General features: G+C 71.3%; 27 protein-coding genes and 1 pseudogene. 15 read left to right on the top strand and 13 right to left on the bottom strand.

Annotated elements, in window-relative coordinates:
• Positions 1-9: 9 nt before the first annotated feature.
• Positions 10-600, bottom strand: coding sequence for a GIY-YIG nuclease family protein (locus ACGGZK_RS13595; protein ID WP_395243174.1), 591 nt, complete (start codon positions 598-600; stop codon positions 10-12).
• 84 nt (positions 601-684) lie between these two features.
• On the opposite strand from ACGGZK_RS13595, the gene ACGGZK_RS13590 reads away from it, so the two are divergent.
• From ACGGZK_RS13590 to ACGGZK_RS13575, 4 genes are all read left to right on the top strand, one after another.
• Positions 685-1,074 carry a VOC family protein gene (locus ACGGZK_RS13590; RefSeq protein WP_395243173.1) on the top strand — a complete coding sequence of 130 codons (390 nt, stop codon included), beginning with the start codon at positions 685-687 and terminating at the stop codon, positions 1,072-1,074.
• Between the two features lie 37 nt (positions 1,075-1,111).
• Positions 1,112-1,588, top strand: coding sequence for a GNAT family N-acetyltransferase (locus ACGGZK_RS13585; protein WP_395243172.1), 477 nt, complete (start codon positions 1,112-1,114; stop codon positions 1,586-1,588).
• A gap of 25 nt (positions 1,589-1,613) precedes the next feature.
• Entirely contained in the window at positions 1,614-2,015 is a 402-nt protein-coding gene (locus ACGGZK_RS13580; RefSeq protein ID WP_395243171.1) for a hypothetical protein, read from the top strand.
• Between the two features lie 61 nt (positions 2,016-2,076).
• Entirely contained in the window at positions 2,077-2,472 is a 396-nt protein-coding gene (locus ACGGZK_RS13575) for a hypothetical protein (protein ID WP_395243170.1), read from the top strand.
• Here the strand turns inward: ACGGZK_RS13575 and ACGGZK_RS13570 are convergent.
• Positions 2,469-3,335, bottom strand: a complete 867-nt coding sequence (locus ACGGZK_RS13570; RefSeq protein WP_395243169.1) for a GyrI-like domain-containing protein — start codon at positions 3,333-3,335, stop codon at positions 2,469-2,471. The two genes, ACGGZK_RS13575 and ACGGZK_RS13570, sit on opposite strands and share 4 nt — an antisense overlap.
• Before the next feature lie 269 nt (positions 3,336-3,604).
• On the opposite strand from ACGGZK_RS13570, the gene ACGGZK_RS13565 reads away from it, so the two are divergent.
• Positions 3,605-4,558, top strand: a complete 954-nt coding sequence (locus ACGGZK_RS13565) for a patatin-like phospholipase family protein (RefSeq protein WP_395243168.1) — start codon at positions 3,605-3,607, stop codon at positions 4,556-4,558.
• Positions 4,559-4,872: 314 nt separating this feature from the next.
• On the top strand, positions 4,873-5,454 hold the full coding sequence (locus ACGGZK_RS13560; protein WP_395243167.1) for a dihydrofolate reductase family protein: 582 nt from the start codon (positions 4,873-4,875) through the stop codon (positions 5,452-5,454).
• Between the two features lie 49 nt (positions 5,455-5,503).
• On the opposite strand, the gene ACGGZK_RS13555 is transcribed toward ACGGZK_RS13560, so the two are convergent.
• From ACGGZK_RS13555 to ACGGZK_RS13545, 3 genes are all read right to left on the bottom strand, one after another.
• Positions 5,504-6,289, bottom strand: a complete 786-nt coding sequence (locus tag ACGGZK_RS13555) for a maleylpyruvate isomerase N-terminal domain-containing protein (protein WP_395243166.1) — start codon at positions 6,287-6,289, stop codon at positions 5,504-5,506.
• Positions 6,264-7,148: a lysostaphin resistance A-like protein gene (locus ACGGZK_RS13550; protein ID WP_395243165.1), complete on the bottom strand. Its 885-nt coding sequence runs from the start codon at positions 7,146-7,148 to the stop codon at positions 6,264-6,266. Before ACGGZK_RS13550 ends, ACGGZK_RS13555 begins: the two co-directional genes overlap by 26 nt.
• Positions 7,149-7,583: 435 nt before the next feature.
• Positions 7,584-8,273 (bottom strand): phosphotransferase, encoded by a 690-nt coding sequence (locus ACGGZK_RS13545; protein WP_395243164.1) that lies wholly within the window; start codon positions 8,271-8,273, stop codon positions 7,584-7,586.
• A gap of 119 nt (positions 8,274-8,392) precedes the next feature.
• On the opposite strand from ACGGZK_RS13545, the gene ACGGZK_RS13540 reads away from it, so the two are divergent.
• Positions 8,393-8,827: a GNAT family N-acetyltransferase gene (locus ACGGZK_RS13540; RefSeq protein ID WP_395243163.1), complete on the top strand. Its 435-nt coding sequence runs from the start codon at positions 8,393-8,395 to the stop codon at positions 8,825-8,827.
• A 39-nt stretch (positions 8,828-8,866) separates the two neighbouring features.
• On the opposite strand, the gene ACGGZK_RS13535 is transcribed toward ACGGZK_RS13540, so the two are convergent.
• From ACGGZK_RS13535 to ACGGZK_RS13520, 4 genes are read right to left on the bottom strand one after another with little or no spacing between them, the layout of a single operon-like run.
• Positions 8,867-9,319: a pyridoxamine 5'-phosphate oxidase family protein gene (locus tag ACGGZK_RS13535; RefSeq protein WP_395243162.1), complete on the bottom strand. Its 453-nt coding sequence runs from the start codon at positions 9,317-9,319 to the stop codon at positions 8,867-8,869.
• On the bottom strand, positions 9,316-11,664 hold the full coding sequence (locus tag ACGGZK_RS13530) for an ATP-binding cassette domain-containing protein (protein WP_395243161.1): 2,349 nt from the start codon (positions 11,662-11,664) through the stop codon (positions 9,316-9,318). Before ACGGZK_RS13530 ends, ACGGZK_RS13535 begins: the two co-directional genes overlap by 4 nt.
• Before the next feature lie 46 nt (positions 11,665-11,710).
• Positions 11,711-12,121, bottom strand: coding sequence for a VOC family protein (locus tag ACGGZK_RS13525; RefSeq protein WP_395243160.1), 411 nt, complete (start codon positions 12,119-12,121; stop codon positions 11,711-11,713).
• A gap of 9 nt (positions 12,122-12,130) precedes the next feature.
• The gene (locus ACGGZK_RS13520) at positions 12,131-12,526 is read right to left on the bottom strand and encodes a helix-turn-helix transcriptional regulator (protein WP_395246088.1); all 396 of its coding nucleotides are present in this window, start codon (positions 12,524-12,526) and stop codon (positions 12,131-12,133) included.
• A gap of 155 nt (positions 12,527-12,681) precedes the next feature.
• Here ACGGZK_RS13520 and ACGGZK_RS13515 point away from each other — a divergent pair, with 155 nt between their 5' ends.
• Together ACGGZK_RS13515 and ACGGZK_RS13510 are read left to right on the top strand one after the other, a co-directional pair.
• Positions 12,682-13,224: a GNAT family N-acetyltransferase gene (locus tag ACGGZK_RS13515; protein WP_395243159.1), complete on the top strand. Its 543-nt coding sequence runs from the start codon at positions 12,682-12,684 to the stop codon at positions 13,222-13,224.
• 87 nt (positions 13,225-13,311) lie between these two features.
• Entirely contained in the window at positions 13,312-13,875 is a 564-nt protein-coding gene (locus ACGGZK_RS13510; RefSeq protein ID WP_395243158.1) for a TetR/AcrR family transcriptional regulator, read from the top strand.
• Between the two features lie 4 nt (positions 13,876-13,879).
• On the opposite strand, the gene ACGGZK_RS13505 is transcribed toward ACGGZK_RS13510, so the two are convergent.
• Complete coding sequence (locus ACGGZK_RS13505; protein WP_395243157.1) at positions 13,880-14,446, bottom strand: hypothetical protein; 567 nt, start codon at positions 14,444-14,446, stop codon at positions 13,880-13,882.
• Positions 14,447-14,562: 116 nt separating this feature from the next.
• On the opposite strand from ACGGZK_RS13505, the gene ACGGZK_RS13500 reads away from it, so the two are divergent.
• Positions 14,563-15,168 (top strand): HdeD family acid-resistance protein, encoded by a 606-nt coding sequence (locus ACGGZK_RS13500; protein ID WP_395243156.1) that lies wholly within the window; start codon positions 14,563-14,565, stop codon positions 15,166-15,168.
• 72 nt (positions 15,169-15,240) lie between these two features.
• Here the strand turns inward: ACGGZK_RS13500 and ACGGZK_RS13495 are convergent, their stop codons facing one another.
• Complete coding sequence (locus ACGGZK_RS13495; protein WP_395243155.1) at positions 15,241-16,014, bottom strand: SDR family oxidoreductase; 774 nt, start codon at positions 16,012-16,014, stop codon at positions 15,241-15,243.
• 145 nt (positions 16,015-16,159) lie between these two features.
• Here ACGGZK_RS13495 and ACGGZK_RS13490 point away from each other — a divergent pair, with 145 nt between their 5' ends.
• The 5 genes and pseudogenes from ACGGZK_RS13490 (at position 16,160) to ACGGZK_RS13470 (ending at position 18,844) form a co-directional block, all read left to right on the top strand.
• A complete protein-coding gene (locus ACGGZK_RS13490; protein ID WP_395243154.1) occupies positions 16,160-16,633 on the top strand; it encodes an NfeD family protein in 474 nt (157 codons plus the stop codon).
• 17 nt (positions 16,634-16,650) lie between these two features.
• A pseudogene (locus tag ACGGZK_RS13485) lies at positions 16,651-17,612 on the top strand (SPFH domain-containing protein).
• Positions 17,613-17,628: 16 nt separating this feature from the next.
• The gene (locus ACGGZK_RS13480) at positions 17,629-18,273 is read left to right on the top strand and encodes a glycerophosphodiester phosphodiesterase family protein (protein WP_395243153.1); all 645 of its coding nucleotides are present in this window, start codon (positions 17,629-17,631) and stop codon (positions 18,271-18,273) included.
• Positions 18,255-18,371 carry a glycerophosphodiester phosphodiesterase family protein gene (locus ACGGZK_RS13475; RefSeq protein WP_395243152.1) on the top strand — a complete coding sequence of 39 codons (117 nt, stop codon included), beginning with the start codon at positions 18,255-18,257 and terminating at the stop codon, positions 18,369-18,371. The genes ACGGZK_RS13480 and ACGGZK_RS13475 overlap by 19 nt, the downstream gene beginning before the upstream one ends.
• A gap of 101 nt (positions 18,372-18,472) precedes the next feature.
• Positions 18,473-18,844 carry an RNA polymerase-binding protein RbpA gene (locus tag ACGGZK_RS13470; RefSeq protein ID WP_395243151.1) on the top strand — a complete coding sequence of 124 codons (372 nt, stop codon included), beginning with the start codon at positions 18,473-18,475 and terminating at the stop codon, positions 18,842-18,844.
• 112 nt (positions 18,845-18,956) lie between these two features.
• On the opposite strand, the gene lnt is transcribed toward ACGGZK_RS13470, so the two are convergent.
• Positions 18,957-20,522 (bottom strand): apolipoprotein N-acyltransferase, encoded by a 1,566-nt coding sequence (gene lnt, locus ACGGZK_RS13465; protein WP_395243150.1) that lies wholly within the window; start codon positions 20,520-20,522, stop codon positions 18,957-18,959.
• A gap of 31 nt (positions 20,523-20,553) precedes the next feature.
• Positions 20,554-22,989 carry a DEAD/DEAH box helicase gene (locus ACGGZK_RS13460; RefSeq protein ID WP_395243149.1) on the bottom strand — a complete coding sequence of 812 codons (2,436 nt, stop codon included), beginning with the start codon at positions 22,987-22,989 and terminating at the stop codon, positions 20,554-20,556.
• Positions 22,990-23,006 lie beyond the last annotated feature (17 nt).

Here is a 23,006-nt window from a genome sequence, read left to right as displayed (position 1 = left end):
GCGCCCGGCTCAGCCGTCGCCGCGCCGGGCGACCTCCCGGCTGAGCCAGGCCGCGTAGCGCTCCCACGGGTCCTCGACGCCTTCGCGCAGCAGCGCGACATGGACGGCGAGCTCGTCGTTCGCCTCGAACCACTCGGTGCCCGGGATGCGGTGCTCGGCGAACTCGGCGTGCCGCCGCTGCTCGAGGGCGCGGCCGCCGAGCTCGAACGCGAGCACCTCATGGTGGGGGAGCGCCGCGATACGCGCCTTCGGGTTGGACGACGTGCCGATCTTCACCCGGTCGCCGAAGCGCAGGTAGTAGACGACGTCGACCCGCGGCGGCGGCAGTTCGCCGTCGGGCGCCTCGCCGACCCGCCAGTCGCACGTCGCGCAGAGCCATCCGCTCGGGAAGCGCACGCCGACCCGGCCGCCGCAGAGCCGGCAGGGGGCGGGCAGGAGGTCGGTCTGGCCGACCTCGCCGACGACCCAGTCGTGCGCGACCAGGAGGTGATCGCGGCAGAGCGCGAGGGGCGCGCCAGGCTCGGCGAGCGCCCGGCACCGGATGCCGTCGGTGACGATGACGCAGGCGTCGGCGGGCGACGTCGGGGGAGCCGTGGGCACGGCCACAGCCTATCGAACGCGTGTTCGAATCGGGAGTGGGGGCCGGGCGGGATAGATTGGCGCGAGACATCCGAAGGAGGATCCGTGCGGCTGCATCACGTCCAGGTCTCGATCCCGCGCGGCGGCGAGGACCGCGCGCGGGAGTTCTACGCCGGGGTGCTCGGGCTCACGGAGGTGCCGAAGCCGTCGGCGCTGGCGCACCGGGGCGGCTGCTGGTTCCGTGCCGTCCAGGACGGCGTCGTGACCGCGGAGTTCCACCTCGGCGTGGACGAGCCGTTCCGCGCGCCCGACCTGGCGCATCCCGCCGTCCTCGTCGACTCGGTGGACCAGCTCGAGGCGATCGCGGCGCGCGTCGCCGTCGGCGGCTACGACCTGTCCTGGGCCGACCGCGACACCCTCGCCGGCTTCGTGCGCTTCCACTGTCGCGACGGCTTCGGGAACCGGCTCGAGGTGCTCGCCCGCGCGGAGGCGTGAGCGGGCGGCAGTGGCCGCGCCGTGCCAGCATGGCGGCATGACGACCGTGACCGTGCGACCGATGACCGAGGACGAGTACGACGCCTGGCAGGCCGAGCTCGCCGAGGAGTACGCGGCGGACCAGGTGGCCGCCGGTCGGTGGGCGGCCGACGGCGCGGTGGAGCGGGCCCGCGAGGAGAACGCGGACCTGCTGCCGGCCGGGCGCGACACGCCGCGGATGCTCCTGCTCCGCGGCGTCGACGCGGACGGTGAACCCGTTGGTCGCGCCTGGGTCGGGCTCGACCATCCGCGTGGGGCCCCCGGCATCGCGTTCCTCTACGACATCGAGATCCTCGAGTCCCGGCGTGGCGCGGGCCTCGGGCGCGCCCTGCTCGACGCCGTGGAGGAGGCGACTCGGCGCGCCGGTGCCGGCGCGCTGGAGCTCAACGTCTTCGGGCGCAACGCGGTGGCGATCGGACTGTACGCGTCGAACGGGTACGGGGTGGTCACCCAGCAGATGCGCAAGGCCCTGTGACGGGAGCCGGAGGTACGCTCACCTCGTGGCCACCCTCGACGACGTGCGGCGTATCGCCGCCCCGCTGCCGGGCAGCGAGGAACGTGCGACGACGGGCGGCGCGGCCTGGTTCGTACGCGGCAAGCCCTACGCCTGGGAGTGCCATCCGTGGCCGAGCATCCCCGAGACGGAGCGGGCGGTCATCGCGACCGAGCTCGTCGTCGGCGTGAAGGTCGCCGACCCGGTCGACGCGCTCGCCCTCGTCGAGATGCAGCCGTCGGTGTTCCTCGCGCGGACCACGCGGTGGGGCGAGCCCAAGGTCGCGTTCCGCATGGCGGGCATCGAACCGGATCACCTCGAGGAGCTCGTGATCGAGGCGTGGTGCGTGCAGGCGCCGCGCTACCTGCGGCGCGCCTACGACGAGCGCCACCCGTGGGCGACGCGTTGACCTTCCGCTGAAGCGGGGAGTGCCCGACGACCGCATGCCCGCCGCCACTACGGTGGGAGCCGTGCCCTTCGCGCTCGCCCTCACCGTCGTCCTCGGCCTGCTGGCCGTCTTCCAGCTCGCGCTCGTCCTCGGCGCCCCGCTCGGCCGCTACGCGTGGGGCGGACAGCATCGCGTGCTCCCCGCGCGGCTCCGCATCGGAAGCGCCGTCTCGATCCTCGTCTACGCGTTCATCGCCGTGATCGCGTGGGACCGGGTCGGTGCGATCGACGTCTTCGGCGAGCCGTTCTCGGAGATCGCGATGTGGGTGATCTTCGCGTACTTCGTGCTCGGCATCGGCATGAACGCGATCTCGCGGAGCAAGCTCGAGCGCGCCACGATGGTGCCGGTGTCGATCGTGCTGGCGGCGCTCTCGTTCCTCATCGCCATGGGGTACGGGGAGCTCGCGACGGCGGCCTAGTCGCGCTCCACCGGCAGCCACAGCTCGCAGGTCGCGGTGCTGAAGTCGGGAGCGCGGTCGAGTACCGCCACGAGCGAGGGCCCCGGACGCAGTCGCCAGGGGTTGGACGGGAACCAGTCGGTCGCCGTCGCGGCCCATGCCGCCTGGAGCGCGGCGGGATACGGCCCCTCGGTGCGGAAGACCGCCCAGGTGCCGGCCGGAACCTCGATCACGTCGAGGTCGTCGGCGACGACCTCGCCCGCGGCGACGGCGACGCCGTGCAGGTAGGTCAGCTCGGTGCCCTCCGTGTAGTCGGGGTCGACGTCGGCGCTCACCTGGAGCAGTCCGGCCGGTTCGGTGCTGCTCAGCTCCTTGAGGCGGACGTGCTCCGACGCGGGGAGCCCGGCGATGTGCGCCTGGATGTGCGGGTTCGCGCCCTCGTGGATGAGCGGCACGCGGGCGGCGTGGCCGATGAGCCGGAAGGCGGGGCGTTCTGCGATGCGGGTGTCCATGGGGGTGTTCCCTTCGACGGTCAGGCGGAACCTGAGTTGCGGTTGCGAGCGAAGGGGACCGCCGTCGCGCCGCACGTCGGCCGGGCCGGCGCCGTGCACGGATCGGAACGCCCGGCCGAACGCCTCGGTCGAGCCGTAGCCGTACCGGACCGCGATGCCCAGCAGGTCACCGTCGCCGAGCAGGTCGGCCGCGGCGACGGTCATGCGGCGTCGCCGCACGTACTCCGACAGCGGCATCCCCGCGAGCGCGGAGAACATCCGCCGGACGTGGTACTCGGTCGTGCCGAGGCTGCGCGCGAGAGCGGCGACATCGAGGTCGTCGGCGAGGTGCTCCTCGACGACCTCGACCACCCGGTTGAGCGTGACGATCACGGTCCCTCCTTCGCCTCCCAGCCTTCCCGTCGACGTGCGCCGGCACCCGACTATCGCGGTTCGATTCGATCGTGCCCCAGATCCGTTCGCACCCGCATCGCCGTCGCCTCCGCGAAGGCGGTAGGCTCTGGGCGAACGTGACACGAACCGAGGAGGTGAGCCCATTGCACGCAACGTCCACCCTGGGCGCTCCTCGGACTTCACGATCGCGCGACTGACGTAGCGTCGCGGGGGAGCGCTGCACGCATCATGCTCAGAAAGCTCCCGACATGAACCTCTCCGCTTCACTCACCGCCCACTCGACCGCAACCGACCGCCTCGTTCCGCCCATTCGGACCGCCCTGGTCCTGGGCGGTGGGGGATCGGCGGGCAACGCCTGGCTCATCGGCGTCGTCGCCGGACTCCATGAGGCCGGGCTGGATGTCTCGGACGCCGACCTGATCATCGGGACGTCGGCCGGGTCCACCGCGGCCGCCCAGATCACCGGCGCCGCGCCCGCCGACCTGCTCGCCGACATCCTCGCCGCCCCCGCACGGCCGGTCGGGCGACCGGCCGCTCGACCGGCCGGAGCCGCAGGTGGACCTGCGCCCGGCCGCCTCACGACCGACCACCTCGCCAGGATGGATGCGATCATCGCCGCGTCCGAGGACCTGGCCGACTGGCGTCGCCGGATGGGCGCGGCACTCGACGCGGATCCGGCCTCCGACGACGCCGCATCCGCGCGGTGGCGCGCCACCGTCGAAACGCGGCTGCCGGGCGCGTCGTGGCCGGAGCGACAGCGAGTGCAGATCACGGCGGTCGACGCGCGCACCGCCGAGCCGGTCGTGTTCGACCGCCACAGCGGAGTCGACCTGGTCGACGCCGTCGCCGCCAGCTGCGCCGGCGGGTTCGCGTACCGCATCGGCGATCGCCGCTACATCGACGGCGGGTACCGGCGGAACGCCGACAACGCCGACCTCGCGGCCGGAGCCTCGCGGGTACTCGTGCTGTCGCCCCTCGGCGGCAGGTCGCGCACGCCGGACGCCTGGGGAGCGACCCTCGCATCGCAGGTGGAGGAACTGCGCGCCGGTGGCAGCGAGGTCGAGACGATCCTCCCGGACGGGCGATCGCTCAGCGCGTTCGGCGACAACATGATGAACCCGGCGACGCGTCCGCCCGCGGCGCGAGCCGGATACGACCAAGGGCGCGCGATGGCCGATGTGCTGGGGGAGTTCTGGCGCTGAGGGCCCCTGAGTCCGCGGGCGCGGGCTCACTGGCCCGCGGATCGACTGTAATGTGCAACGCCGGTAATGCACATTACGTCTAAATGGAGATTGTTTGTCCATTTCATTGGGTTGCCGTCGGGGTATGCGCGAACGGACGATCGGATTCGGTTCCGGCGCGTTCCGCTGAACGCGCAATCGATCCGATGTATAGCCAACACTTGTCTCCGTTTTGAGGGGGAGCGGACGATGGACCAGGGGGATGAGCGGTACCTACTGGAGCGCTCGCTCGCGGCGGGCTAGGTTGAGGCGATCCCGAGGCGGAGGAGCGGCGAATGGGCAAGGTGGTCATGTACGGCTCGGTGTCGGTCGACGGCTTCATCGCAGACGTGAACGACGATCCCGGGCCGCTGTTCGACTGGTTGACGGGCGGTGACGTCCCGCTGGACGAGACCGGTGTGTTGAAGGTGTCGCAGGCGTCGCACGAGTACGTCCGGTCGTACTGGGACCGGATCGGGGTGACGATCGTCGGTCGCCACGTCTTCGACCTGACCGACGGTTGGGAGGGGACGCCGCCGAGCGGAATCGACCACGTGGTCGTCGTCACGCACCGGCCGGCGCCCGACGGCTGGGATCCCGCGGCACCGTTCCACTTCGTCGACGGCGTCGAGGCCGCGATCGCCACGGCGCAGGAACTCGCCGGGAACCGCCTGGTCGAAGTCGCCGCGGGCGAGGTCGGCGGCCTGGCTCTGGCCGCGGGGCTGGTCGACGAGGTGCGCATGGACGTCGCGCCCGTCGTCTTCGGGGCCGGCAAGCGATTCTTCGGCTCGGTCGGCGCGCAGCACCTGCTGGAGGACCCCGACGTGGTGATCCAGGGAGACCGGGTGCTGCACCTGCGCTATCGGGTACGCCGGTGATCGTCGAACCCTTGATCCTCCGACCGCCCGAGGTCCATGCCGTCGGTGGTCACGCCGACGGATCCCAGGCTGCGAGCTGATCGAAGATGCGACGGTCGCCTTCGAACTCCAGCGAATCCAATGGGATTCGCCCGTAGAAGAACAGGACCAGGTCGCTCGCCGCGCCCCGCACGGAGACGTCGGCCGCGTCCGCGTCCTGCTCGGCAGTCGGTGCGAGGCGGGCGACCCGTGCGCCTTCGGGCGAGAGCCGGAGGCGCCAGGAGCGGCCCTCGGCCGAGCGGTACTCGACGATCGCGGGATCGTGCGGCCAGGCGACCGTCGTCGCGCAGAGGGTGAACTGGCAGTCGTCGAAACCGTCGAGGGCGATGTCGGCCGGAATCGGCTGCGGGACCCCCAGGAGCACTTGGACGTCGTAGGTGTGCACGGCGATCTCGTGGAGTTGGCGCCGCGCCCAGGCGCCGGACGTCTGCGGTGACGGCGAATCCGCCCACCAGGTCCAGCACGCGCGATCCGGGCCGGACTCGTGCAGGACGTTCGTCAACTGCTCGACGGACTCGACCCACCAGGCCAGGAGGGCCTCGCGTTCCCGAGGCGCATTCCTTCCGCCTCCCCAGGCGGACTCCTCCGGCGGAGCATCCGCAGGCCCTGCCGCGACGATGGCGGCCGCCTTGCGGCGAGCCATGCCGACGTGCTGCACGTGATCGAACAGCGTGCGCTCGGGATGGGTCGGCATCGGAACGTCGAGGCCGGGTGCCGCGGCGACCGCCGCGCGGAAGGCGGCCGACCGTTCGCCGATCAGCCGCAGCTGATCAGAGAAGCTGAGGAACTCCTGCATCCCGTCTTCCTATCACCGTGCGGCGCGGACGAGGCACGATGCGGCCGTTGCGTTGCGCCCAGACGAGCAGCCCCGCCGTCACGGCCGAGCACGCGAGGATCGCGACGAGGCTCGCCTCCGGGCCGAACGCGCCGCCGGTGAGCCAGACCGGCCCCTGCGTCACCGCGTCCACCAGCGAGCCCTGCGCGTCCGAACCCGACGAGACGCTGCCGAAGAGCGCGACGAGCGCGACGTTCCAGCCGAGGTGCAGCCCGATGGGCAGCCAGAGCGACCGCGTCGCGACGAACGCGGCGCCGAGCATGAGCCCGGCTTCGACGGCGACGGCCACGGCGCCCCACGGCGTCGCGCCGGGGTTGAGCAGGTGCACGAGCCCGAAGAGCACCGCGGAACCGGCGAGCGCGATCCACGTGCCGGTCGCGCGCTCGAGCAACTGAAGGATGACCCCGCGGAAGAGCACCTCTTCGGCCACCGCAATCGCGCACATCATGCCGACGATCGTGAGCGCCCCGGCCATCGTGCCGGCACCGGTGATCCGATAGCCGCCGAGCATTGCGATGACCCCGATCGTGACCGCGGCGAGGGCGAGCCCACCCAGCGCGCCGATGATCAGCCGCCTAACGCGTGGGCGTGCGAGTTCGACGACCGGACGACGTTCGACGCGTCCGACGAAGCGGGCATACAGCCACAGCACGAACACGCCCATGGCGGGTCCCATGACGAGCGCCACGAGCGGGTTCGTGAGCGCGGAGGCGACCGCGTTGACAGCGAGCATCACGATGACGAATGTCGTGACGAGAAGCGTGTTGCGACCGATCGAGTGCGATCGCGTTCGTGCCGGCTTCGACAGGAGTGAGTTCATGAAGCTCACGCTAGGAAGGTCATCGCTCGCTGTCGTCACACTCCGGTATTCGATCCGGCTAGCTCTACGGAGCTAGTCCGGGTCGATTACCCTGAAGCAAAAACGGGGGGCAATCGGCGTTGGCGAGTTCGCAGTCTCGCCAGCTCTTTGGATCCGTACCGACATAATGTGCATTATCGGCGTAATGATGAAGTGCTGATCACACGCGAGTTGTCGAGGAAGAGATCGCCATCGAAGTCGGCTCACGAGCGCAGGACATCGCTCGTCAACGCGTTCGTTTCTTGGGGTGAGAACGTCCTGGGCATTCGCCAGTCCGGGAATCCGGACGAACGCCGCGAGGTCCGGGCCTGGTCGCACGCGAGCGCTGCAGGCCGCCGCTCTCCCGAAGTCGGACATAATCTACCGATTCGCGCTCGGCGCGATCGCCCTCGGTCGTCACGACCCTCCGAACCGGTCGGCGTCCCGTCGGTACATCGCCGCGTGGTCGAGGAGGTCGGTCCGGTCCGTCTCCGCCGCACGGGCTCGCGTGAAGGACTCGAGTTCGCCCAGGTAGTCGCTCATCGCCTTGAGCACACGTCGCGGCGAGGCATCCGTGCCGTACGCATCGAGCAGGAGGCGGAGCCGCGCATCGCGATCGAGGCCGGATGCCTCGGGCGAATCCTCCGCGTACGGCACGAGCCGGTACGCCAGGTAGGCCAGGTCGCGGACCCTCGGACCGGGTGCGGCGAAGTCGAAGTCGATGACGCCGGCGAGCGACCCGCCTCGCACGATGAGGTTGTAGGTCGCGAAGTCGTTGTGGCAGATCACCTCGACCGGGTGCCGGGTCGGCGACCGCCAGATGAGTCCGGCGTCGACGAGACCGACGCTCGCGTCGTGGATGCGCCGGAGCATCACGCCGGCGTCGTGCAGCACCTGCTCCGACCAGAGCGTCGCAGGCGGCGCTGACGCGAGGTTCTCCCCCGCGATGAACGTCAGGATCTCGTGCCCGACGTCATCCGTGCCGAGCGGTTCCGGCACGCCGTCGACACCGTGCGACCGGAGCTCGCGGAGTAGCCGGTGCACGGCGGGCGTCCACTCCCCCGCATTGCGCCGGACGGTGTCGCCGATACGGAAGACATCCCCCATATTTCCGCCCGAGAGGATCTCCACGAGGACACGGGATCGGCGTCCGGTGGTCACAGACGGGCCTGTCGTCCGGTCTGCCTTGATGAGACGCCTTCAGATGGACGCAGAGGAGCGAACCCATGAGCGACAGCGGAACGACCCGGCGGATCGAGTACCCCGACGCGGCGGGCTATCCCGATGGTGCGGGCACCCTGGATGAGGGCACCCTCGCCCTCGTCGACGAGGTCACCGCAGCGGCGATCCACCAGGTCGACGTGCCGTCGACCGACGCCGACCTCGAGATCTCGGTGCACCATCGCGTCGCCGAGCTCCGGTACACGGCGGTGCTCGGCGACCGCGAGATCGGCAGCATCCGGTACGACCTCGCGGGCGACCGCGTCGTCGTGCTCACGACGATGGTCGATCCGGACTTCCGCGGCCGCGGCATCGCCGGCGACCTGATCGCCGACGTGCTCGACGACATCCGCGACCGGGGCCTCCTGGTGACGGCCCGGTGCCCCGTCGTCGCGGCGTTCCTGGCGGGCAACTCCCAGTACGCCGATCTCGCGGGCTGATCCGCACGGACTGCGGAATGTCGTCGTCGCCGACCTGGGTCATGCGAGCCACGTGCCGTCGCGCATCAGCACCCGTCCGGTCATCTCGTTCGCTTCGCGCCAGGCCTGGATCCGAGTCGGACGCAGCACGATGAACACGTAGCCGACCTCGCCGCGCGGATCCCAGTCCGCCTGGGCGGCATACGCCTCGCCGATGGGCGCGGCCGAATCCACGTCCACGCAGTCCTCGAGCTCGGCGTCGATGAGCACCACGTCGCGCGTCGGCCCGACGGCGAGCCGCGCGATTCCGGTGGCGAGGATGTTCCGGGCGGTCGCCGAGCCCCGCTGGAGCGCGATGACGGCGCGCTCATCGATCCAGCCGAGGGAGAGCGGCACCAAGTGCGGAGTCCCGTCGGGCGACGCCGTCGCCACCCACACGTCGGCGGCCGGCGCGGTCAGCAGTCGGATCGTGTCGGTCCGTCGCGTCGCACGATCCCGGAGCGTCTGGGTCATCGGCCGACGTACTCCGCGAGGTGCTCCCCCGTGAGGGTCGAGCGCCCGGCGACGAGGTCGGCCGGCGTGCCCTCGAACACGATGCGTCCACCGTCGTGGCCCGCGCCCGGCCCGAGGTCGATGATCCAGTCGGCGTGCGCCATCACGGCCTGGTGGTGCTCGATCACGATGACGGTCTTGCCCGAGTCGACGAGTCGGTCCAGGAGGCCGAGGAGGTTGGCGACGTCCGCGAGGTGGAGCCCCGTCGTGGGCTCGTCGAGCACGTAGACGTCGCCGGTCTCGCCCATCGCGATCGCGAGCTTCACGCGCTGGCGTTCACCGCCCGACAGGGTCGACAACGGCTGACCGAGGGTGAGGTAGCCGAGCCCGACGTCTTCGAGGCGACCGAGGATGCCGGCGGCGGCCGGGATCTTCGCCTCGCCCGACGAGAAGAACTCGCGCGCCTTCGCCACCGGCAGGTCGAACACCTCGGTGATGTCGAGGCCGCCGAGCTTGTACTCGAGCACGCCCGCCTGGAACCGCTTGCCACCGCAGTCCTCGCAGGGCGTCTCGATGGTGTCCATGAAGCCCAGCTCGGTGACGATCACGCCCGACCCCTTGCAGGTGGGGCAGGCTCCCTCGGAGTTCGCGCTGAACAGGGCCGGCTTCACCCCGTTCGCCTTCGCGAACGCCTTGCGGATCGGCTCGAGCATGCCGGTGTACGTCGCCGGGTTGCTCCGCCTCGAGCCCTTGATCGCGCCCTGGTCGATCGCGACGACGCCGTCGCGGCGCGTCACCGATCCGTGGATGAGCGAGCTCTTGCCCGATCCCGCCACGCCCGTGACGACCGTGAGCACGCCGAGCGGGATGTCGACGTCGACGTCCTGCAGGTTGTTCTCGTCGGCGCCCCGGATCTCGATCGCGCCGGACCCCGTCCGGACGGCGGGCTTGATCGCCGCGCGGTCGTCGAGGTGCCGGCCCGTCAGGGTGCCGCTCGATCGGAGGCCCGCGACCGTCCCCTCGAACACCACCTCGCCGCCGCCGCTGCCGGCGAGCGGGCCAAGGTCGACGACGTGGTCGGCGATCGCGATGGCCTCGGGCTTGTGCTCGACGACGAGCACGGTGTTGCCCTTGTCGCGGAGGCGCAGCAGGAGGGTGTTCATGCGCTGGATGTCGTGCGGGTGCAGGCCGATGGTCGGTTCGTCGAACACGTAGGTGACATCCGTCAGCGACGAGCCGAGGTGCCGCAGCATCTTGATGCGCTGCGCCTCCCCGCCCGACAGGGTGCCCGACGGCCGCTCGAGGCTGAGGTAACCGAGCCCGAGGGTGACGAACGCGTCGAGGTTCGCTCCGAGCGCCTCGAGCAGCGGCTTCGCCTCCGGCCGGTCGAGTCCGCGGATCCACTCGGCGAGGTCGGTGACCTGCATGCGGCACGCGTCGGCGATGCTGACGCCGTCGATCCTCGAGGACCGCGCCCCCTCGGTGAGGCGCGTGCCGTCGCACTCGGGGCACCTGGTGAAGGTGGCCACCCGCTCCACGAAGGCGCGGATGTGCGGCTGCAGCGCGTCGAGGTCCTTCGACAGCATCGCCTTCGTGATCTTGGGGATGAGCCCCTCGTAGGTCATGTTGATGTTCTGGATCTTGACCTTGGTGGGCTCGCTGTAGAGCAGCGCGTGACGCTCCTTCTCGGTGAAGTCGGCGATCGGCGTATCGGGGTCGTAGAAGCCCGATTCCGCGAAGCCGCGCACCATCCAGCCGTCGGCGGTGTACCCGGGCACCATGATCGCGCCCTCGTTCAGCGACCGGCTCTCGTCGATCACCTGCGTGAGGTCGATGTCGGAGACGGAGCCCCGGCCCTCGCACCGCGGGCACATCCCGCCGAGGTAGACGACGTTCCGCACGATCGTCTTGTCGCCGGTCGACGACGTCATGATGCCGCTGGCCTTCTGCGTCGGGATGTTGAACGAGAACGCGGTCGGCCCGCCGATGTACGGGTCGCCGAGCCGGCTGAACAGGATCCGCAGCATCGCGTTCGCATCGGTGACGGTGCCGACGGTGGAGCGCGGGTTCGCGCCGAGCCGCTCCTGGTCGACGAGGATGGCGGTGGTGAGTCCGTCGAGCACGTCGACGTCGGGCCGCGGCACCGATGGCATGAATCCCTGCACGAAGGCGCTGTACGTCTCGTCGATGAGCCGGCGCGACTCGGCCGCGATGGTGTCGAACACGAGCGAGCTCTTGCCCGATCCCGAGACGCCGGTGAACACCGTGAGCCTCCGCTTCGGGATCTCGACCAAGACATCCTTCAGGTTGTTCTCGCGGGCGCCCTGGACGCGGATCAGGTCGTGGCTGTCTGCGGGATTCGTCATGTCATCCATCTTGGCCGTCGGCACCGACGCAGCGGCCCGGCGCGCCTCAGCGCGGCTCCTGGATGCGGACCATGTTGCCGGCGGGATCGCGGAAGGCGCAGTCGCGCACGCCGTACGGCTGGTCGATGGGCTCCTGGGCGACCTCTGCGCCGCTCGCCGCGACGCGGTCGAAGGCGCCGTCGACGTCCTCGGTGGCGAGGACGATGCTCGCGTACGTGCCCTTCGCCATCATCTCCGCGATGGTGCGGCGCTCGTCGTCGGTGGTGCCGGGGTCGGGCGTGGGCGGCGTGAGCACGATCGACGTGCCGGGCTGGCCGGCCGGTCCGACGGTGATCCACCGCATGTCCTCGTAGCCGACGTCGTTGCGCACCTCGAAGCCGAGGGTGTCGCGGTAGAACGCGAGGGATGCCTCGGGGTCGGTGTGCGGCAGGAACGTGTACTGAATCGTGATGTCCATGCCGCCAAGCTACTGGCGCGCGGCGCGGGTCGCTTCTCGATTCCTGACCGGCCTGGCGGCCCGCTTGGCGAGCACCGACGGTACCGCCTCGAACAGCCCGTCGGGCTGCTGGCGGTACACGCTCGGGGGCACGCCGACGAGCTCGGTGAACCGGGTGCTGAAGGTACCGAGCGAGGAGCATCCGACCTCGAAGCACACCTCGGTGACGCTGAGGTCGCCGCGGCGCAGCAGCGCCATCGCGCGTTCGATGCGACGGGTCATGAGGTAGCTGTACGGCGACTCGCCGTAGGCGCGCTTGAACTCGCGGCTGAGGTGCCCGGCGGAGATGTTGACCCCGCGGGCGAGTGCGTCGACGTCGAGCGGCTGGGCGTATTCGCGGTCGATCCGGTCGCGCACGCGGCGCATCAGCGCGAGGTCGCGCAGGTGCTGGTCGTCGGCCGGGCTCGTCACCTTCGCGATGCTTCCACCTCGTCGAGGCGGTGTCCAGCGACCGCTACGCTCGGTCGGGATCGCGCGGGTCCGACGCCGCGCGGCGACGACGCGACGGGGAGCGGGGACACGTGGACGGGATCGCGATCCGAACGGAGCGCGTCACCGACGCCGTCGCCATCCACGCCCTCACCGAAGCGGCGTTCGCGCCGATGCCGTTCGCCTCCGGCACGGAGGCGGAGATCGTCGGCGCGTTGCGGGCGCGAGGCGAGTTGACGCGGTCGCTGGTCGCGCAGCTCGACGGAGCGGTCGGCACCGGGGCCGGCGGCGAGATCGTCGGCCACGTCGCGTTCTCTCCGGTCACGATCGACGGACACCCCGGCGGATGGCTCGGGCTCGGGCCCGTCTCGGTGCGGGCGGACCTGCAGCGGAACGGGATCGGCCGCGCGCTGATCGAGGCGGGCCTCCGGGACCTCGAGGCCGCCGGCGCGACGGGGTGCGCCCTGATCGGCAACCCGGCGATCTTCCGCCGGCTGGGGTTCACGGGCGGGACGCGCCTGCGGTACGGCGACCTCGACCCGGCGCTCGTGCAGTGGGTGTCGTTCACCGGTGAGGAGCCCGTCGGCGAGCTCCGATTCGCCCCGCCGCTCGAGCCCGGGTTCGCGTTCGGCTGATCGCCCGGACGGACCGGTCCCCCGCGCCGCGGCGCGTCGCGGCGTGCCGATTTGCCGTGAGACAGAACTGTCTGTCAGCATGGCGCGGTGGCCCCCACCTCCGCACCCCCGCTGCGCATCCTCGACACCGCGAACCGCCTCTTCTACGAGGAGGGACTCCGCGTCGGCATCGACCGCGTCATCGCCGAATCCCACGTCGCGAAGGCGTCGTTCTACCGCCACTACCCATCGAAGGACGACCTCGTCGCCGCCTACCTGCGACGCCGCCACGAGGAGTGGATGCGCTGGTTCGTACGCCGCGTCGACGCACTCGCGAACGAGCGCGGGCCGCGCCTGGAGCGCATCGCGGACGTGCTGCGCGAGTGGTTCGGCAGCGACGGGTTCCACGGCTCCGCCTTCATCAACGCGCTGGCGGATGCCTCGCTCGCGCCGGTGGCCCGCGACGTCGTGCGCCGGCACGACGACGAACTCCGCGAGACCCTGCTCGCGTTCGTCGAGCACGTCGGCCTGGAGCCGGCGGAGGAACTCGTCGAGGACGTGCTCGTCGTCGTCGACGGCGCCGTCGTACGCGCCCAGCACGCCGCCGATCGCGACGCGGCGATGGCGGCGGCCGACACCGCCGGGCGACTCCTCGCCCGCCTCGCGCGCTGACGCGTCAGTCCGGCGCGGCGCCCGAGCAGTCGACGCTCGCTCCCCCGCCGGCCGCGCTTCCGGCGGCCGCCGTGTCGGAGCCGATGCGCACGCCCCGGTAGGTGGCGAGGCAGCTGAGCGCGACCTCGCCGTCCGTGTCGGCATGGAAGCCCCAGTTCGACGTGGGCTCCGCGTCGGCGCAGTCGGCGACCACCACGGTGATCACCGGGCCCGGCGCCGTCATCCGGCGGATCATCCGCTGGCCGTCGGTCCGGTACACCGGGTAGGTGACGCGGACCGGGGTCGTATCGTCCCCCGTCGACACGGTGAACACGATGAGGTCGTCGTCCGCCGGGTCGATCGGGCAGTCGCCGCGCTGGCCGGGCATGACCGAGATCGCGGTGTCCGGTTCGGGCAGTTCCCCCGGCCACCCGGTCGGAGCGGGGCTTCCGGCCTCACCTGCTCCGGGCGGCGGCGGCGCGGACGGACCCGTCGGTCCGACGCATCCGACCACGGCCGGACCGAGCGCGAGCGCGACGATGCCGGCGACCGCTGCGCGCCCGACCCGACGATGCCTCCCGTTTCGCCGCATGTCGGCATGCTAAGACCTCCCACGGCGACTCGCGCGGAAACTCTGTCGCTCGCCCGCCCCGGCGCACTAGCCTGACCCTGCGCGCACCCGGCGCGCGAAGAAGGGGGCCCCATCGCATGACCAACTCGCAGTCCGACTCATTCATCGCCGCGTTCTCGCTGGATGCGGCGGACCTCTCGAAGTCGAGCATCAACACGATCCGGGCCACGCTCGGCATCGCCGGCGTGATCGCGCTGATCTTCGGCATCCTGATCACGTTCTGGCCGAAGGACTCGGTCATCGTCCTGACCTGGCTCCTGGGGCTCTACTTCCTGATCGCCGGCATCGCCTACCTGGGGCTCGGCATCTTCTCCCGGGGCATCTCGGGCGGCTCGAGGGCGCTCGACATCATCCTCGGCCTGCTGTTCGTCATCGGCGGGCTGATCGTGCTGTTCAACCCGAGCAACTCGGCCGTCGTGATCGGCGTCTTCCTGGGCGTCTTCATCGGCATCCTGTGGATCGTCGAGGGCGTCGTCACGCTCGTGCAGTCGGGGGACGCGCCGTCGCGAGGGTGGGCGATCTTCTTCGGCATCCTCGGCCTGGTCGCCGGCATCATCGTGCTGTTCTCGCCGCTGTGGGGCGCCGTGGTGCTGTTCTGGTTCGCCGGCATCGCACTCATCGTGCTCGGCATCGTGCAGATCGTCCGTGCGTTCACGTTCGGCCGGGGCGTCAAGGCCGCCTGACCTGCCGCAACGCCGAAGGCCGGCCCGGAGGACTCCTCCGGGCCGGCCTTCGTTCGTCGGCGGTGCCGCGCGTCAGTCGAGCGCGCTGGGCGCGAAGCCCGAGACATCCCCCACGTAGTGCGTGTGACCGGCCGGAACCGGCTCGACCGCGGCCGTCGCGACCTCGGCCGCGAACTCGGAGACGTTGTAGAGACGACCCGCCTGGTCCTTGCGCTCCTGGATCGCGCCCGGCTGCGCGCGCTCGAGCAGGGTCGCGGTGATCGTGCCCTCGATCATGTCGCCCGACACGACGACGAACGAGAAGCCGGCGGCTTCGAGCTCGGGGATGCGCTCGCGCAGCGCGTCCTCGCCGGCCCGCTTCGACAGGGCGACGGGCTCGTAGGCGTCCATCGTCGGGTGGGTGCGGATGAAGTGCGCCTGGTGGCTCGTGATGAAGACGATGCGCGCGCCGGGCGCGAGGTGCGGGATCGCGGTCTCGAGGGCGTTGAGCTGCGCGTCGCGGTTGAGCCGCATGGCGTAGTCCTCGCCGAGACCGCTCTCCATGCCGCCCGAGGCGTTGAGCACGAGCACGTCGATCGGGCCGAAGGCCTCGTTCGCCTGCGCGTAGAGCGCCTCGACCGAGGCGTAGTCGGTGAGGTCGGCCTCGACGGCCAGGGCGCGACCGCCCGCCTCCTCGATGCCGGCGACGATCTTGTCGGCGCGGGGCTTCTTGCTGCGGTAGTTCACGACGACGGCGGCGCCGGCCTCGGCGAGGTAGCGGGCCGTGTCCGCGCCGATGCCGCGGGAGGACCCCGTGACGAGGGCGACGCGGCCCTCGAGCGAACCGGGGGCGAGTGGGTTGGTCAAGTCGATCTCCTCGTTCGGACGCGTGCCGTCGGCGGGTCACGGAACGCCCGATCGCCGCCGGGGTCGACCCTATCAACCTCCCGCTGGAACGCGTGCCCTGCTAGGTTCGGAAGCGGGGGCCGCGTTCGACTTCGAAGGAGACCGAATGGATGTGCTGACCCAGTACGCCTGGATCGTCTGGCTGGTACTGATCCTCGCGTTCGCGACGATCGAGGTCTTCACGCTCGAGATGACGTTCCTGATGCTGGCGCTCGGCAGCGTCGCCGGGCTGTTGTCCGGCCTGTTCGGCATTCCCTGGTGGGCGCAGTTCATCATCGCCGCCGTGGTCGCCGTGCTCCTCATCCTCCTGTTGCGTCCACCGCTCCTGCGCGTCCTGCGCCGCGGCGGCGATCCGACCCGCAGCAACATCGACGCGCTCATCGGCGCGGAGGGGCGCGTGGTGCGCACCCTCAGCAGCGTGGGCGGCCAGGTGAAGCTGCAGAACGGCGACGTGTGGACGGCCCGGTTGTCGCCGATCACCGAGCAGGCGGATGTCGCGGTCGGCGAGCAGGTGCTCGTGACCGGGATCGACGGTGCGACGGCGGTCGTCGTGCCGGTGGAGAGGAGCACCCCGCAGTGAACGAAGTCGGCGGCATCATCACGCTGGTCGTCGTCCTGGCGATCGTGGTCTTCGTGGTCGTCGTGATCGCGAAGTCCATCCGGATCATCCCGCAGGCGTATGCCGGCGTCGTGGAACGGCTCGGCCGCTACCACAACACGCTCACGCCCGGCCTGAACCTCCTGGTGCCGTTCATCGACCGGCTGCGCCCGCTCGTCGACATGCGCGAGCAGGTCGTGTCGTTCCCCCGCAGCCGGTGATCACCGAGGACAACCTCGTCGTCTCGATCGACACGGTCGTGTACTTCCAGGTCACCGACGCGCGGGCCGCGACCTACGAGATCGCGAACTACCTCGGCGCGGTCGAGCAGCTCACGACGACCACCCTCCGCAACGTCGTCGGCGGTCTGAACCTCGAGGAGGCGCTGACCAGCCGCGACAACATCAACGGCCAGCTGCGCATCGTGCTCGACGAGGCCACGGGCAAGTGGGGCATCCGCGTCTCCCGCGTGGAGCTGAAGGCGATCGACCCGCCCCTCTCCATCCAGGACTCCATGGAGAAGCAGATGCGCGCCGAACGCGACCGTCGCGCGCTGATCCTCACCGCTGAGGGCACGAAGCAGTCCGCCATCCTCACCGCGGAGGGCCAGCGGCAGGCGGCCATCCTCCAGGCCGAGGGCGACGCGAAGGCCGCGGTGCTCCGCGCCCAGGGCGAGGCCGAGGCGATCCTCACGGTGTTCGACGCCATCCACAAGGGCGACCCCGACCCCAAGCTGCTCGGCTACCAGTACCTGCAGATGCTTCCGCAGCTCGCTGAGGGCCAGGCGAACAAGCTCTGGATCATCCCGAGCGAGCTGACCGAGGCGCTCAAGGGCATCGGCAAGGCCTTCACGCCCGGCTCGGGCGGCGTCGTGCCGCCGACCGCTCCCGCGGCGCCAGCGGCCGCGTCGTCGACCGAGGGCGACATCCGCCCGGGCGACCCGTCCGCGCCGCGCGCGTGACCGGCCGACCGGGACGGTGAGCGGCTACCTCTCCCCCGGCGGCCCGCGCGTGCTCGCGCATCGGGGGCTCGCCCTCGATGCACCGGAGAACACGCTGCGCGCCTTCGAGGCCGCCGCCCGGGCCGGCGCGGCGTACATCGAGACCGACGTGCACCGCTCCCGCGACGGCGTGGCGATCGTGTCGCACGACCCGACGCTCGACCGGGTCGCCGGCCGGCCCGGTCGGGTCGGCGACCTCTCTACGGGCGAACTCGCGGCGATCGACCTCGGCGGCGGCGGCTTCCCGACGCTCGTGGAGGCGCTCGACGCCTTTCCCGCCATCCGCTTCAACATCGACGTCAAGGAGGAGGCCGCGGCCGACGCCACCGTCGCGGCGGTGCGTGCGGCCGGGGCATCCGATCGCGTCCTGCTCACCAGCTTCGACGAGCGGCGCCGTCGACGGCTCGCCGCGCTGCTGCCGGGGGTCGCGACCTCGGTCGGCAGCTTCGGCGTGGTGCGCGCGGTGCTCGCGGCCCCGCTGGGCGGGCGGGCGGTCGCGCGTGCCGTCGCGGGCGCGGTCGCCCTGCAGGTGCCCGAACGGCAGGGACCGGTCCGCGTGGTCTCCCCCGACTCGTGCGCGCGGCGCACGCGGCGGGTGTCGAGGTGCACGTCTGGACCGTGAACGACCCGGTCGACATGCGCCGGCTGCTCGGCCTGGGCGTGGACGGCCTGGTCACCGATCGATGCGACCTCGCGCTCGCGATCGTGGCCGAGCGCTGACCCCAGTCTGGGAGTTGTCCGAGAAAACCTCAGCGTTCGGCAAGGTTCTGCTCAGCTTCGTCGTTTATACACGTAGGAGACGAAGAGACAGAGGAGCTTCCATGGCAGACCGGAGCCTTCGCGGCATGCGCATCGGTGCGCAGAGCCTGCAGAGCGAGGACGGCGTGGTGTTCGCCGACCGCGCTGAGTCCACCTACCGTTGCGAGAACTGCGGCCGCGACACCGTGATGGTGTTCGCCGCCGACGCGGATGTTCCCGACACGTGGGAGTGCCGTACCTGCGGCGGAAGCGCCGTCCACCTCGTCGACTCCAAGCCCGTCGAGGTCGACCGCTCCGGCGAGAAGGTCGCCCGCACCCACTGGGACATGCTGCTCGAGCGTCGCACCATCCCCGAGCTGGAGGAGCTCCTCGCCGAGCGCCTCGAGTACCTGCGTGCGCGCCGCGGACAGGCGCAGAAGCAGAAGACCGCCTGACCCATCCTCATCGCCCGCGCTCGACCACGGTCGGGTGCGGGCGATTCGCATGTCCGGGGCCGTCGCCGCAGGCGGCGACCGGCGGCACGAGGTCGCGTCGGGCGACCCGTCGTCAGGCCACGTCGCCGGGGGCGCCCTCGCGATCGCGGACGCCGGCGTCCCGATCGCGACGCCGGGCGAACACCCCGGCAGCGACCAGGGCGCCCAGCGCGAGCAGCGAGATCACGCTCGGCACCCATGCACCGAGCACCACCGACGGCGTCAGGCCCGTGCGCAGCGCGACGTCGGTGACCATCGCGCCCGGGGCATCCGCCGGAAGTCCGTCGATCGTGCGCCCGGCCGGGTCGATCACCTGGCTCGTGCCCACGGTCGACAGGTTCACGACCGACCTGCCCGTCTCGATCGCGCGCAACCGCGCGAACGCGAGCTGCTGCAGGTTCTCGTCGGTGCCGCGGAAGTCCGCGTTGTTCGTCTGCAGCAGGTAGACCTCGGCGCCGTCGCGCGCCGCATCCCAGATCACGTCGTCGTAGATCACGTCGAAGCAGATCGCGAGCCCGGCGATCGTGTCGCCGAGGTCGAACACCGGCGGCTTCGTGCCCGGCGTGTAGCCGCGCTGCACGAGCCCGATGAGGTCGGGCGCGAGCATCATGTAGAAGTCCCGATCGGGGATGTACTCCCCGAACGGCACCGGGTGGCGCTTGTCGTAGCTCTGCGTCGGGCCATCCGAGGTCCACAGCATCGAGGTGTTGAAGAACTCGTCGTCACGGGCGGTGACCACGTTCATGATCAGCGGCGCGCCCATGCGGTCGACCACGTCGTCGAGCCGGCGTGCTCCCGGCGTGCCCGGGCTCACGTTCTCGTCGACCGACCCCTCCGGCCAGAGCAGCACGTCGACGCCCGGCTCGTCGAGGATCGGCTCGGTCGCATCGAGCTGCGACTGCAGCACGTCTCCCGCGCTGCGGTCGTCGAAGTACCCGGCCGGGCCGTTGCCCTGCACGCTCGCGACGCGGAGGTCGCCCGCTCCGGCCGTCGGCCACGCGGGCAGCAGCACGGCGACGACGGTCACGACCGCGATCGGCACGAGGCCCCGGATGTCCCGCCAGCGCGCCTGCCGAACCCATTCGAGGCCCATGGCGGCGATCCAGACCATCACGAAGCCGAGGCCGGTGGAACCGACCCAGGAGACCACCTCTGCGAAGGGGCTCTCCGACTGGCTGACGGCCGCTCGCGCCCACGGGAAGCCGCCGTACGGGAACGTGCCCACCACCGTCTCGCGGACGATCCAGAGCCCGGCGACGATCGCCGGCAGCCACACGAGTCGCACCCATCGCGACGGCCAGGCGCGAGGCACCCACCGGTAGGCGAGGGTGATGAGCACGGCACCGCCGGCCACGAACACGGCCTCGAGCCCCGAGAGCGCCAGCCAGGGCACCGGACCGAGGTACCGGCTCGTCCACTCGACGTGCACCAGGTAGAAGGCCATGCCGAAGACGAAGCCGACGAGCAACGAGCCGCCGATGCTCCGCCCGACCAGGGTCACGAGCGCGCCGGCGATGGCCAGGAACGCGAGCGGCCACACGCCGACGGCCGGGAACGCCAGGTCGTAGACGACGCCGGCGAGGGCCGCGACCGGCACGGCGGCCCACCACGGCAGGATCGGGCGGACGGGCGCAGGCACGAGGATCAGCCTAGGCGACCCGGGTCGGCGTTCAGGACGCGATGACGTCGACCACCACGCCGCGGCGCACGCCGTCGATCGCGTCGCGCGCGGCGGTGCCGACGCCCGAGTCGGCGACGATCGACACCTGGTCGAGCAGGTCGACGACCTGCTTCGCCAGGCGCACGAAATCGCCCGCCGCGAGGTCGGTGTCCTCGAGGACCTTGCCGAGGCTCGCGCCGCGCGCCCACGCGTGCATCGCGTTCGCGAGTGCGGGCGACGGCACCTGGCTTCCGGGCAGCCGATGATCGCGTTCGAGGTCGTCGAGCGCGGCCCACGCGTCGGTGGTGGCTTCGAACGCCGCCCGGAACGGGCCGCGCGGGAAGCGGAACTCGACGCCGCGGTCGTCGCGCCGCGGCTCGTACACGATCGCCGCGGCCATCGCCGCGAGCGACGGCGCATCCAGGCCGTCCCACGTGCCTCGCCGCAGGCATTCGGCCACGAGCAGGTCGCGTTCGCCGTAGATGCGCTTGAGGGTTCGCCCCGCCGCCGTCGACACGGTCTCGCCGTGCCGGTCGGTCTCCACGTAGCCGAGTTCGAGGAGGACGTCGGTCACCCGGTCGAACCGCTTCGCGACCTGCCCGGTGCGGCCCCGGATCTGGCGCGACAGCTGGTCGTGGTCGCGCTTCAGGCGCCACCAGCGCTCGGCCCACCTCGCGTGCTGCTCGCGCTCGGCGCAGCCATGGCAGGGGTGCGCTCGGAGCGCCTTGCGCTGCGCCGCGAGCTCGCGCTGCATCCGCTCGCGCTGGGCGTGCGTCGGATTGCCCTTGGAGGACTCTCGCTCGAGCTCGCCGATGCGCCGGCGGAGCGCCGCGTACTCGCCGAAGTCGCCGAGGTGGCAGCGCATGGCCTCCTCGTATCCGGCCATCGACTCCTCCTGCTTGCGCAGGGTCCTGGCGAGGTCGACCACGGCCCGGTCGGCCTGGAACTGCGCGAACGAGAGCTCGAGCACCTGGCGGGTGCGCTCGCGGCCGAACTGGTCGATCAGATTCACCGCCATGTTGTAGGTCGGCTTGAAGCTGGAGTCCATCGGGTAGCTCCGCCGGGAGGCGAGCGAGGCCACCGCCTCGGGGTCGAGCCCGTCGACCCACTGGATGACCGAGTGCCCCTCGACGTCGATGCCGCGGCGGCCGGCACGGCCGGTGAGCTGCGTGTACTCCCCCGGCGTGATCGGCACGCGCGCCTCGCCGTTGAACTTCTCGAGCTTCTCGAGCACGACCGAGCGGGCCGGCATGTTGACGCCGAGCGCGAGGGTCTCGGTCGCGAACACCACCTTGAGGAGCTTCCGCTGGAACAGCTCCTCCACGACCTCCTTGAACGCGGGCAGCATGCCCGCGTGGTGCGCGGCGACGCCGCGCTGCAGGCCCTCGACCCACTCCCAGTAGCCGAGCACGGCGAGGTCGTCGTCGCGGAGCGTGCGCACCCGGGACTCGACCACGGCCCGGATCTCGTCGCGCTCGGATGCCTCGGTCAACCGGATGCCGCTCCGGAGCACCTGCCGGACCGCCTGGTCGCAGCCGGCCCGGGAGAAGACGAAGAAGATCGCCGGGAGGAGGTGCTTGCCGTGCAGCAGTTCGACGACCTCGGGGCGATCGATGCGGCCGGTGCCCGGGGCGTTGCCCCCGCCGCGGTGGTAGCGACCGCGGTCGGATCCGCGCCGGCCGCGCTGCGAGCGCGTGCCGAGCGACCGCGAACCGGCCAGCTGGCGCAGCTCGGGATTGACGCGATGGGTCGCGGCCTGCCCCGACGAGTCGAACAGGTCGATCAGCTTGCCCCGCACGAGCACGTGCTGCTCGAGGGGCACGGGCCGGGCCTCGGAGACGATCACGTCGGTGTCGCCGCGGACGGCCTGCAGCCAGTCGCCGAACTCCTCGGCGTTCGAGACCGTCGCGCTGAGCGAGACGAGCCGCACGGCCTCGGGGAGGTGGATGATGACCTCCTCCCAGACCGCTCCGCGGAACCGGTCGGCGAGGTAGTGCACCTCGTCCATCACGACGTACGCGAGGCGGTCGAGCAGCGGCGACTCGGCGTAGAGCATGTTCCGCAGCACCTCGGTCGTCATCACGACGATGCGGCCGGTGGGGTTGATGTTCGTGTCGCCGGTGAGCAGGCCGACGTCGTCGGCGCCCCACGCCTCGACGAACTCCTGGTACTTCTGGTTCGAGAGCGCCTTGATCGGGGTGGTGTAGAACACCTTCTCCCCCGGCTCCTGCATGGCGAGGTAGACGGCGAACTCGGCGACCACCGTCTTCCCGGCACCGGTCGGGGCGGCGACGAGCACGCTGCGGCCCTCGTCCAGCGCGCCGCACGCGGCGCGCTGGAACGGGTCCAAGTCGAACTTCTGGTGCGAGGCGAACTCGGCGAGGCGGGGGCGACGTCGCTGGTCGCGCGACAGCGCGTACCGCTCGGACGGAGAGAGGCTCGTCACCTCTCCAGCCTAGGCGT

Origin of the sequence: Agromyces sp. MMS24-K17 (assembly GCF_043950245.1) — a bacterium.
Taxonomy (GTDB): Bacteria; Actinomycetota; Actinomycetes; order Actinomycetales; family Microbacteriaceae; genus Agromyces.
This window is presented reverse-complemented; position numbering and strand designations above follow the sequence as displayed.

Excerpts from the sequence above, each read along its gene's own strand:
- ACGGZK_RS13490 (WP_395243154.1), top strand. The coding sequence starts at position 16,160 with ATGGATGTGCTGACCCAGTACGCCTGGATCGTCTGGCTGGTACTGATC.
- ACGGZK_RS13560 (WP_395243167.1), top strand. The coding sequence starts at position 4,873 with ATGGGCAAGGTGGTCATGTACGGCTCGGTGTCGGTCGACGGCTTCATC.
- ACGGZK_RS13535 (WP_395243162.1), bottom strand. The coding sequence starts at position 9,319 with ATGACCCAGACGCTCCGGGATCGTGCGACGCGACGGACCGACACGATC.
- ACGGZK_RS13540 (WP_395243163.1), top strand. The coding sequence starts at position 8,393 with ATGAGCGACAGCGGAACGACCCGGCGGATCGAGTACCCCGACGCGGCG.
- ACGGZK_RS13545 (WP_395243164.1), bottom strand. The coding sequence starts at position 8,273 with ATGGGGGATGTCTTCCGTATCGGCGACACCGTCCGGCGCAATGCGGGG.
- ACGGZK_RS13585 (WP_395243172.1), top strand. The coding sequence starts at position 1,112 with ATGACGACCGTGACCGTGCGACCGATGACCGAGGACGAGTACGACGCC.
- ACGGZK_RS13470 (WP_395243151.1), top strand. The coding sequence starts at position 18,473 with ATGGCAGACCGGAGCCTTCGCGGCATGCGCATCGGTGCGCAGAGCCTG.
- ACGGZK_RS13555 (WP_395243166.1), bottom strand. The coding sequence starts at position 6,289 with ATGCAGGAGTTCCTCAGCTTCTCTGATCAGCTGCGGCTGATCGGCGAA.
- ACGGZK_RS13550 (WP_395243165.1), bottom strand. The coding sequence starts at position 7,148 with ATGAACTCACTCCTGTCGAAGCCGGCACGAACGCGATCGCACTCGATC.
- ACGGZK_RS13500 (WP_395243156.1), top strand. The coding sequence starts at position 14,563 with ATGACCAACTCGCAGTCCGACTCATTCATCGCCGCGTTCTCGCTGGAT.
- ACGGZK_RS13525 (WP_395243160.1), bottom strand. The coding sequence starts at position 12,121 with ATGGACATCACGATTCAGTACACGTTCCTGCCGCACACCGACCCCGAG.
- ACGGZK_RS13520 (WP_395246088.1), bottom strand. The coding sequence starts at position 12,526 with ATGCGCCGCGTGCGCGACCGGATCGACCGCGAATACGCCCAGCCGCTC.
- ACGGZK_RS13505 (WP_395243157.1), bottom strand. The coding sequence starts at position 14,446 with ATGCGGCGAAACGGGAGGCATCGTCGGGTCGGGCGCGCAGCGGTCGCC.
- ACGGZK_RS13530 (WP_395243161.1), bottom strand. The coding sequence starts at position 11,664 with ATGACGAATCCCGCAGACAGCCACGACCTGATCCGCGTCCAGGGCGCC.
- ACGGZK_RS13565 (WP_395243168.1), top strand. The coding sequence starts at position 3,605 with ATGAACCTCTCCGCTTCACTCACCGCCCACTCGACCGCAACCGACCGC.